Source organism: Streptomyces sp. NPDC093544 (assembly GCF_040683495.1).
In the GTDB taxonomy this organism is placed as follows: Bacteria; Actinomycetota; Actinomycetes; order Streptomycetales; family Streptomycetaceae; genus Streptomyces.
In genome coordinates, this window is record NZ_JBFBEA010000011.1 from 236,007 (window position 1) to 249,279 (window position 13,273).

The window sequence follows — 13,273 nt, forward strand, 5'->3', positions numbered from 1 at the left end:
AGGCCGGGTGAGCTGGCCGAGTCGGGTGGTCGTGGGTGGGCAGCACCGCGCGGAGCGCGGGAGAACGAACAGCGCGGGCGAAGCCCGGAAAGGCGGCAGCAAGTGGACCTGGCGATCAGGGACGTAAGCGTCGTGGACGGCACCGGCCAGACCCCGTACCGCGCCGACGTCGGCATCACAGCCGGCCGTGTCACCGAGATCCGCCGCGAGGGCCCACCCCTCGGCGGACGCCGGACACTCGACGCCCAAGGCCTGGCCCTCGCCCCGGGTTTCATCGACATGCACGCACACAGCGATCTCGCCCTGCTCCGCGACCCGGACCACAGCGCGAAGGCCGCGCAGGGGGTCACCCTCGAAGTCATCGGCCAGGACGGTCTGTCGTACGCCCCGGTCGACGACCGCACACTCACCGAGGTCCGCCGCTCGATCACCGGCTGGAACGGCAACGGCGACGACATCGACTTCAGCTGGCGCTCGGTGGGCGAGTACCTGGACCGGCTCGACCACGGCTTCGACGGCGAGGGCATCGCGGTGAACGCCGCCTACCTCATCCCGCAGGGCACCCTGCGGATGCTCGCGGTCGGCTGGGAGGACCGCGAGGCGACTCCTCAAGAGCTGGACCGTATGCGGGAGTTGGTGGCCACCGGAATGCGCGAGGGCGCCGTCGGCATGTCCTCCGGCCTGACGTACACCCCCGGCATGTACGCCAAGGACGCCGAACTCACCGAACTGTGCCGGGTGGTGGCCGAGCACGGCGGCTACTACTGCCCGCACCACCGCTCGTACGGCGCGGGCGCCCTGGCGGCGTACGAGGAGATGATGACCCTCACCCGCGAGGCCGGCTGCCCGCTCCATCTCGCCCACGCCACCATGAACTTCGGCGTGAACGAAGGCAAGGCCCCGGACCTGCTGGCCCTCCTGGACAAGGAGCTGGCGGAGGGCGCCGACATCACCCTCGACACGTACCCGTACACCCCCGGCTGCACAACCCTGGTGGCAATGCTGCCGAGTTGGGCGAGCGAGGGCGGTCCGGAGGCGACCCTCGACCGCCTCAAGGACGACGGGACGGCGGAACGCATCCGGCACCACATGGAGGTCGTGGGCGCCGACGGCTGCCATGGCGTCCCCATCGAGTGGGACACGATCGAGATCTCGGGAGTGACCGCCCCCGCGCTCGCACCGTACGTGGGCAGGACCGTGCAGGCCTCCGCGGACCGGCGCGGCGAGGCTCCCTGGGTCACCGCCCGCCGCCTGCTGATCGCCGACAGTCTCGGCTCGACGATCCTCCAGCACGTCGGCCACGAGGAGAACGTCCGCGCGATCATGCGGCACCGGGTGCACACCGGCGGCTCCGACGGCATCCTGCGGGGCGACAAGCCGCACCCTCGCGCGTACGGCACCTTCCCGCACTATCTGGGCCGGTACGTAAGGGAGTTGGGCGTCCTCTCCCTGGAGGAGTGCGTCGCCCACCTCACCGCCCGCCCCGCGGCCCGGCTGCGACTCCCCGACCGCGGCCTTGTCCGCGAGGGCTACCGCGCCGACCTGGTCCTCTTCGACCCGGCCACGGTGGCGGCGGGCTCCACCTTCGACTCCCCCCGCACCTTCCCCACCGGCATCCCGCACGTCCTCATCGACGGCCGCTTCGTGATCGAGGACGGGCGCAGGACGGACGTACTGGCGGGGCGGGCGATCCGCGGCACTCCCGCGTGACCGCCCGCTCTTTCCGCTACTACGGCTGGGGCAGGGTGCACCCGGCACGGCTCAGGTCGAGCTTGTTGTCGAGCCCGAAGCACGGGACGATCTGGTAGGTCTCCTGGGCGTAGTTGATGCCCTGGCGGACGGTGACGGTGCCGCTCGCGTCGACCTCACAGGGGTTGTTGACCGTGCAGCTCGCGCCGTCCTCGTTGCCGGTGTTGTTGACGGCGACGACCTTGCCGGTGGTGGTGTCGATGACGGGCGAACCCGACGTACCGCCGATGGTGGCGCAGGCGGAGGTGTAGCGGACCGAGTCCTTCCAGGTCCAGTCGCCCTCCTTCAGGCGGTAGACGAATCCGTCGACGTTGCAGGTGTAGATCCGCTTCCAGTACCCGGAGACGACCTTGATGGCCGAGCCGGCCGTCGGGTGCGCGTCGTCCAGCGTCAGCGCGCTGATGCCGTACGAACTCTGGATCTGCGCGTACGTGCTGGTGAGCTGGTAGATCGAGACGTCCGTGTCGGTCATCGTGCCGTACGCGATCTTGCTGGCGCGCAGGGTGGCGACCTTCGTACCCGCGGAGTTGAGCAGGCTGAAGGTGCGGGTGGACGCGCGGTCGACGATGACCTGGCCGGCCGTCGGCATGCCGGTCTCCAGGCAGTGGCCGTTCGACAGCACGAGGGCCGGGTCGTCGGCCTCGGAGGCGGGCATGCGGACGACCGAGCCCGAACAGTTGCTGAGCGCGACGGTGCCGGCGAAGTCGACGGCCTGGATCGCGGGAGCGGCGGCGCTTTCCGCTTCCGCGGACACGGACCTCGGCTCGGGTGCCGGTGCCGGTGCCGCGACCGCGGGTGCCGCACCCGCCCCGGCGATCACCAGGGCGAAGAGCGCGGCGACGAGAGGCTTTCTCATGTGGGGTCCCCTCTTGCGACGTGGGTGACCGAAGGTTTTCCGGTCACCTCGTGTTTTGTCATGCGCATTGTGAGGGGATCGGCCAGGGGCGACAAGGAGCGGTTTCCGGCCTGACGGTCCGGCCGACTCTCGCCACGGCAGGGGAGAAAAGCGAACAAAACATCTCGTCTCACGTGGTGGAAAGCACGCCCCGTCGGGCGTTACCCGGCCGTAAGCTCACGGACATGCAGGTGATCCAGTCGACCAAGCTCGCCAACGTCTGTTACGAGATCCGGGGACCGGTGCTCGAGGAGGCGATGCGGCTGGAAGCGGCGGGGCATCGGATCCTCAAGCTGAACACGGGGAATCCGGCGGCATTCGGTTTCGAGTGCCCGCCCGAGATCCTTGAGGACATCCTGCGGAACGTGTCTTCGGCGCACGGCTACGGCGACGCCAAGGGGCTGCTCGCGGCGCGCCGGGCGGTCGTGATGCACAACCAGACCCTGGGTATCGAGACCGACGTCGAGCACGTCTTCATCGGCAACGGCGTGTCCGAGCTGATCGTGATGGCGATGCAGGGGCTGCTCGACGACGGCGACGAGGTGCTCGTACCGGCGCCGGACTATCCGCTGTGGACGGCGGCCGTGTCACTCTCCGGCGGTACGGCGGTGCACTACCGCTGTGACGAGCAGTCGGACTGGATGCCCGACCTCGCGGACGTGGAGCGGAAGGTCACCGACCGCACCAAGGCCATCGTGATCATCAACCCGAACAACCCGACGGGTGCGGTGTACGACGACGCGATGCTGCGCGGGCTGACCGACATCGCCCGCCGCCACAACCTGTTGGTCTGCTCCGACGAGATCTACGACAAGATCCTTTACGACGACGCCACACACACCGCGACCGCCAAGATCGCCCCGGATCTGCTGACGCTCACCTTCAACGGGATGTCGAAGGCGTACCGCGTGGCCGGGTACCGGGTCGGCTGGATGTCGATCTCGGGGCCGCGCGCGCACGCCGACTCCTATATCGAGGGCCTGACGATCCTCGCGAACATGCGACTGTGCGCGAACATGCCGGGTCAGCATGGTGTGGTCGCCGCGCTGAGCGGGCGGCAGACCATCAACGACCTGGTGCTGCCCGGGGGGCGGCTCAGGGAGCAGCGGGATGCGGCGTACGAGCTGCTGACCCAGATCCCCGGCGTGACCTGCGTGAAGCCGAAGGGGGCGCTGTATCTCTTCCCGCGCCTGGACCCGCAGGTCTTCAAGGTGAAGGACGACCGGCAGCTGGTCCTCGACCTGCTGCGCCGCGAGAAGATCATGGTCGTCCAGGGGACGGGCTTCAACTGGCCCGAGCCGGACCACTTCCGCGTGGTCACCCTGCCGACGGTCGGGGACCTCACCGACGCGGTGACGAGGATCGGGAACTTCCTGGACGGCTACAGCCAGCCGTGACACGCACACCGTGCGCGTCACGGCCGTGACGCTGCGTCCACACTTCGACCGGTCATGCGATCCGGCTCAACTTTAGACGAAATCCAAGCTAGGATGGGATCCTGTCAGCGCACAGGAGGCTGTCCCATGTACGAACCGATCCGCACCAAGTCGGTCCACAGGATGGCCGGCACCACCTCCGACTTTCCCCATCGGTCGCGCGAGGAGGAGCTGGACATCCAGCTGGCCGGCCATCTCGCGGCGCTGCTCGCGGTGACCGACGAGATCCGTGCGAGCGCGCCGTCCGGCGATCTGGACGCGGCGGCCGAGCGGCTCGCCGCGCAGGTGGCCCGGCTGCGGGACGGGGCTGCGCCGGTGCGGTCGTCGTCGGCCGACACCCTCCACGAGCCGCAGCTCGCCTCCCTGCACCAGCGTGCGCATGCCCTCGCGGGCCGCGCCCTCGTCGTCGCGGCGTCCCGCGCCGACACCGCCGCCGCGATCCTCTCCGCCGAGCGCATGGACGCCCACGCCTCCGCCACCGCCCCGCAGCCCCTCGCGGCCCACTGAGCCTCCGGGCTCCCCTCATTCGGCCCCGGTCCGCGCGTACCGCAGCGATGTGCGGGCCGGGTGCCACTGCACTGCGTTCGCTTGAGTCGTCGGTTCGCTTGCTGCGGGCTTGGGGTGACCCCGGTGTTTTCGGCTGGGTCGCGGTCCCTTGGCACCGCCGGGAGGCGCCGTCGTGGTTGAGCGCCGTTGCGGCCGAGGGAACTGGCCCCACCCTGGCTGGTGGGGCCAGTTCCCTCCACCCCGGCCGCCCCGGAGGCAGTCCGCCGCAACCGGCGGGAACCGGACAGCCCCGTTCAGTGAACCCCCGTAGCGGCGCCGCAGGTTCCGGTTGCGTACCGGGACTCCGTCGTCACTCAGTGTTCACCCCGGGCCGGGGGGAATGTTGGAGTCCGGGAGCACGCTCACGGATGTGAGACGTATCGCAGGAATCGTCCTGGCGGTGCTGTTGATCGGCGGAGTGGTAGCAGCCGTCGTCGCAGGCCGCGATGGTCAGGACAAGGGCACGGCAACGAAGACCGTGCAAGGAGTGATCGGATCGGAGAAGGCGGAGTTCTTCGCCGATCCCGACGTGGTGAAGGCCCTCGCTGCCAAGGGCTACACCGTAAAGACGGAGACCTCCGGGTCCTGGGCCATGGAGGGCCTGGACCTCAAGGGGTACGACTTCGCCTTCCCTTCGAGCCAGGCGCCGGCCGACGAGCTGGCCGACAAGTACCACGTACAGAAGCCGCTCCCCCGGCCCTTCTACTCACCCCTCGTCGTCGTGGCCCACCGCAACGCCGCCGAGGTTCTCCAGGAGAACGGGCTGGCGACGCTCGACAAGGCCACCGGCACCCTCAAGATGTCCGCCTACCTCAAGGCGGCCGAGCAGGACCGGACTTGGCAGCAGCTCAAGGGTGCCGGGAAGTACGGCGAGCTGACCGGGACGCTCTTCGTCGCCACCACGGACCCCGAGACCTCCAGCTCCGGCGCCCTCTATCTCGCCGCCGCCTCGTACGTCGCCGACGGCGGACGCGTGGCCGCGGACAACGCGGCCGTCGCCCGCACCGCGCCCCTGATGCACAAGCTGATCAGCGTCCAGGGCGCACAACAGAGCAGTACGGACGCGACGTTCCGGGACTTCATCAGCGGGGCCGGCAACCCGCTCGTCCTCGCCTACGAGTCCCAGGTCGCCTCGCTGCTCGTGCAGGGCCAGGACGTCGGCGACCTGACCGTCCTCTACCCGGACACCACGGCGAACAGCGACCACACCGTCGTACCGCTCACTCCCGAGGGCCGCGCGCTCGGTGAAATCCTGAGCACCGACCCGACGTTGCGCAAGCTCGCCGTCCGGCACGGGTTCCGGCCGCAGGGCGCGAGCACGGAGTTCTCGGCGGCGACCGCCGCCCAGACGAGGTATCTCAACCAGAAGCTGACCGGCGTCCGGCAGGCGCCCGTGCCCGCCTCCAAGGTGCTGCACGAGATGGCACTCCGGGCCCGGAAGTAGGGGGAAGCAAGCAATGAGCACTGAACCGAACACTCTGACCCTCACTCCGCCCGAGGTTGTCGCGCCCGTGCCCCGCGAGAAGGCGGGCGGGCTCGTGCCCGTCGACCCGGCGGTGCACGAGGACATGGCGCGCCGCGCCGCCGAGTACGTCGGCGGGCTCGCCACCCTGGATGCCCGTTCGCCCGAGTTCGCCGGCAAGGTCGGCGAGATCGCAGGCCTGGGCGCGGGCGAGATGCGGGGCGCCACCGCGCAGTCCAACCGCATGCTGGAGCGCACCATCCGCAGCCTCCCCGGCAAGGGCGAGGACGCCCAGTCGCACGTGGCGGGCTCGCTGGTCGAACTACGCCGCGTGGTGGAGGACTTGGACCTACGGGACCTGCCCACGAGCAAGGGCCGGAAGTTCCTGTCCCGGCTCCCCGGCGGCAACAAGCTGCGCGACCACGTCGCCAAGTACGCCTCCGCACAGGGCACCTTGAACAAGATCGTGGGCTCGCTGCGCGGCGGCCAGGACGAACTGCGCCGGGACAACGCCGCGTTGCAGACCGAGCGTGTCCGCCTCTGGGAGACGATGGGCAAGCTCCAGGAGTACGTCGTCCTCGCCCAGGCCCTGGACACCGCGGTCGAGGAGCACATCGTGGGCGTGGCGGCCCAGGACCCGGCACAGGCCGACACCCTGCGCTCCGACGTCCTCTTCCCCGTACGGCAGAAGCACCAGGACCTGCTGACCCAACTGGCCGTGTGCGCCCAGGGATACCTGGCCATGGACGTCGTACGCCGCAACAACGACGAGCTGATCAAGGGCGTCGACCGGGCCGCGACCACGACCGTCTCGGCGCTGCGCATCTCCGTGATGCTCGCCTCCGCCCTCGACAACCAGCGCAAGGTCGTCGACCAGGTCAACGCCCTGCGCGGCACGACGGAGGACCTCATCCGCGGCAACGCCGAGATGCTCGCCACGCAGAGCGGGGAGATCCAGCGCATCGCCGCCGACCCGGCTGTCGGCGCGGAGACCCTGCGCAGCGCCTTCCAGCAGATCTACCGCACTCTCGACGCGATCGACACGTACAAGATCCAGGCCACCGAGGCCATGGCCGTGACCGTCGAGTCCCTGACGTCCGAACTCCAGCACGCGAGCGCGTACTTGGAGCGGAGCCGTTCGCAAGGCGCCCTGGAAGGTGGCAACGCGTGAGACGACGAAGCGCGTTCGCCGTACTGACGGCGGCGGCTCTGCTCGCCGTGTCGGCCTCGGCCTGCACCGCGGAGAGCGACGAGGACCCCAAGGCGGCGGAGCCGACACCGGGCACCCTCCGCGTCCTCGCCTCCAGCGAACTCAGCGACATGACAGGGGTGTTGGAGCAGATCCAGCAGGACACCGGCATCACGGTGAAGCCCACCTACCTAGGCACCCTCGCCGCCGTGGACCTGCTTGCGCAGGGCAAGGTGGACGGTTCGTACGACGCCCTGTGGCTGTCCTCCAACGACTATCTGCGACTGCGTCCCGACGCGGTGAAGAAGGTCGTCTCCGAGACGTCGATCATGTCCAGCCCGGTGGCCATCGGCGTCAGACCGGAGACCGTGAGCGAGCTGGGCTGGAATCCGGACGACGTGACCTGGTCGCAGGTGGAGAAGGCGGTCGCGAACGGGAAGCTGACGTACGGCATGACCGACCCGGCCCGCTCCAACTCCGGTTTCTCCACGCTGATCTCGGTGGCCTCGGGCCTGTCCGGAGCGCAGTCGGCGCTGACGGACGCGGACGTGGAAAAGGCGACGCCGAAGCTGCGGGAGTTTTTCCAGGGGCAGAAGCTGACGTCGGGTTCCTCGGGCTGGCTGGCGGCCGCCTACGAGCGCCGCGGCACCGTGGACGGCCTGCTCAACTACGAGTCGGTCCTCAAGAACATGAAGGGCCTCACCGTCATCCGGCCGAGCGACGGCGTGGTGACCGCCGACTACCCGCTGACCTCCCTCGCCTCGTCCTCCAAGGACACCCGCGAGGACGTCCGCCGCCTCACCGAGGCCCTGCGCACCCCGGCCGCCCAGCGGCAGATCACCGAACAGACCCTGCGCCGCCCGGTCGTCGCCTCCGTCGCCCCGGCGGCCGGCCTAGACGCCAGCCGAAGGCGCGAACTCCCCTTCCCCGGCAGCCAGTCCGTCGCCGACGGCCTCCTCGACTCCTACGAGAACAAGCTCCGCCGCCCGTCGAGGACCGTATACGTTCTCGACACCTCGGGTTCGATGCGCGAGGACGGCCGCCTCGACCGGCTGAAGAAGGCGCTCACCGATCTGACGAGCGACTTCCGCGAGCGCGAGGAAGTGACGCTGATGCCGTTCGGCTCGGAGGTCAAGAGCGTCCGCACGCACGTGGTGGCGCCCGAGGATCCGCAGACCGGGCTCGACGGCATCCGCAAGGACACCCGGGCGCTCAGCGCCGAGGGGGACACCGCGATCTTCACCTCACTGGAGAAGGCGTACGAGCATCTCGGCGCCGGCGACGACACGTTCACGTCGATCGTGCTGATGACGGACGGCGAGAACACGACGGGGGCGAGCGCGGCCGAGTTCGACGGCTTCTACGGCCAACTGGCCGACGGTGAGCGGGAGATACCCGTCTTCCCGATCCTCTTCGGCGACTCCGACCGCGACGAACTCAAGCACATCGCCGACCTGACCGGCGGCCGCCTCTTCGACGCCCAGAAGGGCTCGCTCGACGGCGCCTTCGAGGAGATCCGTGGCTACCAGTAAGAGCGATAAGCCTGATAAGACCGACGGGTTCATGGGCTACCTGGAGTCCCGTAAGAACCTCGTCGGGAGCGCTGGCGGGATCGCCGGGCTCGCGTTGACCTTCACCGGGCTCGCGGGTGCGTACTGGCCCGCCGTCGTCCTCGGTCTGTACGGCGCGGGCGCCCTGATCGCCCCGCCGGAACGCCCGCCGCTCCCCGACTTCCCGGACCCGTCCGCCCAACTCGACAAACTGCGCGGCGATTTCGGCAAGCTGCGCGAGTACCTGGACGGCATCGAACTCCCGCCCGCGGCAGCCGGCCGCCTCACCGAGCTCACCGAACTCCTCGCCGCGCTGCTGGACCCCGGCTGGGTCGCGGCGGTGCTCGCGCAGGACCCGGAGGGAGTGCATGCCCTCTCCCGTGCCGTACGGCAGGACATCCCCGAGGCCGTCGACACCTTCGTACGGACGAGGTGGTGGACTCGGCTGACACCCGGCACCGAACCACCGGAGCGCCACCTTGAGCGTCAACTCACCGTGCTGCACGAGGAGTCGGAACAGCTGGCGGTGCAGCTGCGGGAGACGGAGGCGCGGCGGCAGGAGTCGCACACGCGGTATCTGGAGGATCGGGGGCGTTCCCAGTAGGGGCGTTCTCCGTAGGGGCGTCCCCAGGAAGAGCTATCCGCCGTTCGCATCGCTCACCACGACGATGATCAGCAGGATCAGCACCGCCAGGATCAGCAGACCGACCTTCAGCGCCGCGGGCCACGGCTGCTGCTCCTCCGGCTGCGCGACGGGGACAACCGGAACCGGTGGCGGCCCGTTGAACACGTCGTGCCCCGTGACCGCCGCCCGCGTGCACCACGGGCAGGTCGGCAGATGGGACCCGTACGCGTGCAGCGGGCGGTGCCGGCAGACCCGTACGAGCGCGCGTTCCCTGTCCAGGGCGCGCAGCCACGTCTCCGCCGGGGGGCGCGCGCCGGGGGTCTGCACGCCGGGGCCGAAGGCGGTGCGGGCCAGGGTGAGGAGCTCCGGGGGCAGTACGGAGGGATCGACTGTGCCGCGCGGGATGACGACGAGTTCGGGGCGTACGACGTAGGAGCAACTGGCCGCGATGTTGTCCTTGACGGTCGACTCGGAGGCGCTCTCGTGCGGGACGCCGCCGAAGGGGTGATTGCCGGCCGTGAGCAGCTGGTAGACGAGGACGGCGAGGGCGAAGTCGTCGGTGGCGCGGGTGGCGGGACCGCCGGCCTGGCGCTCGGGGGACGAGTAGTCGGTGGTGTGCATCAGGCAGGGGAAGAGTTCCCCGGTCACCGGGTCGGTGAAGGCGATGGAGTCGCAGTCGAGGAAGGTGATGAAGCCGTGGCCGTCGACGACGACGTTGCTGCTGGAGAAGTCGCCGATGACGAGGTTGTCGTAGTGCATGCGGGCGGTCATGAAGGCGAGGTTCCAGGAGACGCCGAGCAGGAAGCGCCAGTCGGCCCGGTCGGGGAAGAGCTTGAGGCGTTGGGCGCGGGTGAACAGGCCGATCAGCTGGACGTGTTGGGGTTCGCCGAAGCGGCGCATGGCGTAGCCGAGGAACTCGCCCTTGGGACCGCGGGCGAGCGCGGTGGGCCAGGCCAGTTCGGGTGGCTGGGAGGCGTTGGTGGGGCGGGCCGCGAGCGGGGACATGGTCAGCATCCGGGTCAGCCGGCGCTCCTGTTCGGGGCCCGGCGGCTCGCGGTAGAGCTTGACGACGGTGCCGTCGTCGCCGACGACCGGGAAGACGGCCGCCTGCCCGCCGCCCTTCAGCGGCAGTTCCGCCAGCACGACGGGCTTCCCGTCCAGGAACACCGTGAGGCCGCTCATGGCCGCACCTTGCGCACGGCCCGCAGGAGGGTCTTGTCGTCGGCGTTGAGGGCGGTGAGTCGGTCCGACCTGAGCAGGGTGGCAAGTCCCTCGTGGGAGTCGTCGCTCACCGTGTCGAGGGACCTGAACACGGCGTCGGCGAAGGACGCGTTCGGCGCCTGCGCCCCGGAGCCTGCCCGGGTGAGCGCGGCCTGCACGAGCCCGTCGGTGGACAGCAGCACCCCGTCGATCCCCTCGTCGGACACACAGTCGGTGTGCACCCAGCGGGCCGCGTCCGGCGAGGTGAGGAAGACCGTCTCGTTGCTGTACTCGCTGACCGCCCGCGTCTGAGGCAGCAGATGGAACTGCCGCTCCCCGTCCTCCGTACCGGCTCGCAGTACGACGAAGCCGTCGCCGACGGTGAGATGGCCCAGCCAGCCCGGGGCGAGCACCACGACGGTGAGGGTGGTGGCGAAGTCGGCGGCGTCGGCGCCTGTGGTGTCCAGGAACATCTTGCTGACCTCGTGGAAGGCGTCTTCGAGCAGTTCGTGGACGGCCTCTCCGGGCTGGTGGTCGGCCGCCGCGTCAGCCCGCCGCGCGAAGTGCTCGACGGCCAGCTCGACCGCGAGCCTCGACCCCTCCTCCGAGCGCGGGCGGCTGCCCGCACCGTCCGCGACCGCGAGGACCGCCGTGTACGCCGACACCTTGAACGCGCAGGCGTCCTGGCAGGGCAGCCCCTGGCGACGGTGGCGGTAACCCTCGACGCTCATGCCGTGGATGCGCCACGGCGATTCCTGCTTTTCCGCTCCGGCCATGAGTCAGGGTCCCCATCCGGTCATTCGGTCAGGATTCCCAGGCCGGGCGCTGGGTCTTGAACTGGCTGAAGATCTTCTCGAACACCTCGTCGCCCGCGCCCTTCTGCTCGGCGTTGGCGCTCGCCGACATCATCTGGAGCAGCTCGCGGAACGGGAATCCCTGGAGCCGGGCGTTGAACTTCGGCGCGAACGCCTGGAGCACCTGCTCGCCCCTGTCCGTGATGCCGCCCACCCCTATCGCGTACAACCGGAAGCGGCGGGCGCTCTGCTCGTCGGCCAGCACGGGGATCAACCGGTGCCAGGAGTCGGTGAGATGACCCGTGCCGTCGGTCGGCAGACCATCGGTGACCAGGCAGATCTGCGGGCGGTAGTACTGGAGCCCGGAGGCGCGCAGCTCCGCCTTGCGGGCCGCGACAATGTGCATCGACAGCTCCAGCGCCTCCGTCATCAGGGTCACCCCGGCGGCATGGAGCTGCGGCGGACGGAACATGTGGGCGGGCACGAAGGGGCTCACCGGGGCGCGCGGGTCGAGGAGTTGGGGCCCGCGCCACGCGACGACGCCCTGGCCGCCGAAGGTGACCACGGCGACCTCGACGCTGTAACTGAGACTGACGTCGTCGTGCAGCTCCCGGGTCCACTCCATCAGCGCGTTGTTGAGCGTCTGGATGGGCTGGCCCGCCATGGAGCTGGAGGTGTCCAGGCAGAGCACCAGCGGCATTCTCTGCGCGTTGTTCTCGAACTCGATGTCGGCGTACTCCGCCGGCATGGTGGGCGGGTGTTCGCTGTGCATCTCTGTGTCTCTTCTCCTGGTCTCAGGGTCATACGGGTCTCAGGGTCATGCAGGTCTGCGGGTCATACGGGGCTCAGGTCATACGGGGCTGAGGGTCATACGGGGCTCAGGACCGGGTGCCTTTGGCGTGCCGTCCCGTGGTGGGCGGGAAGGCGTACAGGACGTCGGAGTCGCGCTCGCGCGCGTCCGTGACGTCGACGAGCCCGCCGGGGGCCGGCGGCGGGCGGCCGGGCTCCGCCCACACCGCGCGGTACAGCACACGGTCGAGCTCGACGTAGCCCTGCGGGTGCAGTTCGGTGCGGACGACGGCGGACTTCGCGGGGCCGGGAACGTTGCCGACCCGGCGTCCGTAGCGGGGGCTCGGCGTGGTCCTCAGGTGCGTGGTCTTCTCGTCGGCCGCGTGGGCGTGCGCGGTGGGGACCGTGCCGCCGCCCGCCGCGGCGAGGGCGCGGCGGGGCGCCGCGCGGGAGGAGCGGCGGATGAGGAGCACTAGGGCGGCGAGCAGGAGGACGAGGAGGGCGCTTGCGAGGATGAGGAGGAGATTGCTGCCCGACTCGTCAGAGGCGACGGAGTACGACTGCTGGGGGTGGTAGATGTCCGGGGCCGCCTTGATCAACTGATCGCCGCTGATCGAGCCGTCGTCCAACTGGTCGCAGACCTGCTTGAGTTGTGGAGCGGTGCCACCGCAGACGGGCAGATTCTCCAGGTCCTTGAGGGCGGCGGCCGACAGCTTGTCGATCGTCGTGTCCTGCGCGATCCAGCCGGTGCCCGCCAACAGGAGGAGTACGGTTCCGCCCTCTCCGGTACTGCCGCCCTTCGGCACCTCGACCGTGAGGTTCTTGCGGTTGTCCCACAAGGATTTCTCGGTGTCCCTGAGTGCGGTCGCCTTGCCGTCGTACGGCAGCTTGTCGTCCAGAGTGATCAGGACGGCGTCTCCCGAACCGATCGCATCGGACCAGCACTTGAGCCGGTCCCCGAAGTTCTTGCCGCCGCACGCGTCCGCCGCCGCCTCCCCCGCCGGAAGCAGAGCGACAACCATTCCGAGAAACACCGCG

The 13,273-nt window shown here is 69.8% G+C and carries 12 protein-coding genes; 7 read left to right on the forward strand and 5 right to left on the reverse strand.

Annotation, left to right across the window (positions count from 1 at the left end):
- Window positions 1-102 precede the first annotated feature (102 nt).
- Entirely contained in the window at window positions 103-1,710 is a 1,608-nt protein-coding gene (locus AB0N66_RS19020; protein ID WP_365435876.1) for a D-aminoacylase, read from the forward strand.
- A gap of 19 nt (window positions 1,711-1,729) precedes the next feature.
- On the opposite strand, the gene AB0N66_RS19025 is transcribed toward AB0N66_RS19020, so the two are convergent.
- Window positions 1,730-2,605 (reverse strand): serine protease, encoded by an 876-nt coding sequence (locus AB0N66_RS19025; RefSeq protein WP_365435879.1) that lies wholly within the window; start codon window positions 2,603-2,605, stop codon window positions 1,730-1,732.
- Between the two features lie 224 nt (window positions 2,606-2,829).
- Between AB0N66_RS19025 and AB0N66_RS19030 the strand changes: the two genes are divergently transcribed.
- The 6 genes from AB0N66_RS19030 to AB0N66_RS19055 all read left to right on the forward strand — a co-directional run bounded on the left by AB0N66_RS19030 (window position 2,830) and on the right by AB0N66_RS19055 (window position 9,431).
- On the forward strand, window positions 2,830-4,041 hold the full coding sequence (locus AB0N66_RS19030) for a pyridoxal phosphate-dependent aminotransferase (protein ID WP_365435882.1): 1,212 nt from the start codon (window positions 2,830-2,832) through the stop codon (window positions 4,039-4,041).
- Window positions 4,042-4,167: 126 nt separating this feature from the next.
- Window positions 4,168-4,587, forward strand: coding sequence for a hypothetical protein (locus AB0N66_RS19035; protein ID WP_365435885.1), 420 nt, complete (start codon window positions 4,168-4,170; stop codon window positions 4,585-4,587).
- 409 nt (window positions 4,588-4,996) lie between these two features.
- A complete protein-coding gene (locus AB0N66_RS19040; protein WP_365435888.1) occupies window positions 4,997-6,070 on the forward strand; it encodes a substrate-binding domain-containing protein in 1,074 nt (357 codons plus the stop codon).
- A gap of 13 nt (window positions 6,071-6,083) precedes the next feature.
- Complete coding sequence (locus AB0N66_RS19045; RefSeq protein ID WP_365435891.1) at window positions 6,084-7,259, forward strand: toxic anion resistance protein; 1,176 nt, start codon at window positions 6,084-6,086, stop codon at window positions 7,257-7,259.
- Window positions 7,256-8,809, forward strand: coding sequence for a VWA domain-containing protein (locus AB0N66_RS19050; RefSeq protein WP_365435894.1), 1,554 nt, complete (start codon window positions 7,256-7,258; stop codon window positions 8,807-8,809). The genes AB0N66_RS19045 and AB0N66_RS19050 overlap by 4 nt, the downstream gene beginning before the upstream one ends.
- Before the next feature lie 31 nt (window positions 8,810-8,840).
- Complete coding sequence (locus tag AB0N66_RS19055) at window positions 8,841-9,431, forward strand: hypothetical protein (protein WP_365436091.1); 591 nt, start codon at window positions 8,841-8,843, stop codon at window positions 9,429-9,431.
- A 33-nt stretch (window positions 9,432-9,464) separates the two neighbouring features.
- On the opposite strand, the gene AB0N66_RS19060 is transcribed toward AB0N66_RS19055, so the two are convergent.
- The 4 genes from AB0N66_RS19060 to AB0N66_RS19075 all read right to left on the reverse strand — a co-directional run bounded on the left by AB0N66_RS19060 (window position 9,465) and on the right by AB0N66_RS19075 (window position 13,257).
- A complete protein-coding gene (locus tag AB0N66_RS19060; RefSeq protein WP_365435897.1) occupies window positions 9,465-10,634 on the reverse strand; it encodes a hypothetical protein in 1,170 nt (389 codons plus the stop codon).
- A complete protein-coding gene (locus AB0N66_RS19065; RefSeq protein ID WP_365435900.1) occupies window positions 10,631-11,428 on the reverse strand; it encodes a PP2C family serine/threonine-protein phosphatase in 798 nt (265 codons plus the stop codon). The genes AB0N66_RS19060 and AB0N66_RS19065 overlap by 4 nt, the downstream gene beginning before the upstream one ends.
- A gap of 28 nt (window positions 11,429-11,456) precedes the next feature.
- Window positions 11,457-12,218 carry a hypothetical protein gene (locus AB0N66_RS19070; protein ID WP_365435903.1) on the reverse strand — a complete coding sequence of 254 codons (762 nt, stop codon included), beginning with the start codon at window positions 12,216-12,218 and terminating at the stop codon, window positions 11,457-11,459.
- Window positions 12,219-12,324: 106 nt separating this feature from the next.
- A complete protein-coding gene (locus AB0N66_RS19075; RefSeq protein ID WP_365435906.1) occupies window positions 12,325-13,257 on the reverse strand; it encodes a hypothetical protein in 933 nt (310 codons plus the stop codon).
- Between the last annotated feature and the right edge of the window lie 16 nt (window positions 13,258-13,273).

Coding starts and splice junctions, on each gene's coding strand:
- AB0N66_RS19025 (WP_365435879.1), bottom strand. CDS start 2,605: ATGAGAAAGCCTCTCGTCGCCGCGCTCTTCGCCCTGGTGATCGCCGGG.
- AB0N66_RS19030 (WP_365435882.1), top strand. CDS start 2,830: ATGCAGGTGATCCAGTCGACCAAGCTCGCCAACGTCTGTTACGAGATC.
- AB0N66_RS19035 (WP_365435885.1), top strand. CDS start 4,168: ATGTACGAACCGATCCGCACCAAGTCGGTCCACAGGATGGCCGGCACC.
- AB0N66_RS19045 (WP_365435891.1), top strand. CDS start 6,084: ATGAGCACTGAACCGAACACTCTGACCCTCACTCCGCCCGAGGTTGTC.
- AB0N66_RS19055 (WP_365436091.1), top strand. CDS start 8,841: ATGGGCTACCTGGAGTCCCGTAAGAACCTCGTCGGGAGCGCTGGCGGG.
- AB0N66_RS19060 (WP_365435897.1), bottom strand. CDS start 10,634: ATGAGCGGCCTCACGGTGTTCCTGGACGGGAAGCCCGTCGTGCTGGCG.
- AB0N66_RS19065 (WP_365435900.1), bottom strand. CDS start 11,428: ATGGCCGGAGCGGAAAAGCAGGAATCGCCGTGGCGCATCCACGGCATG.
- AB0N66_RS19070 (WP_365435903.1), bottom strand. CDS start 12,218: ATGCACAGCGAACACCCGCCCACCATGCCGGCGGAGTACGCCGACATC.
- AB0N66_RS19075 (WP_365435906.1), bottom strand. CDS start 13,257: ATGGTTGTCGCTCTGCTTCCGGCGGGGGAGGCGGCGGCGGACGCGTGC.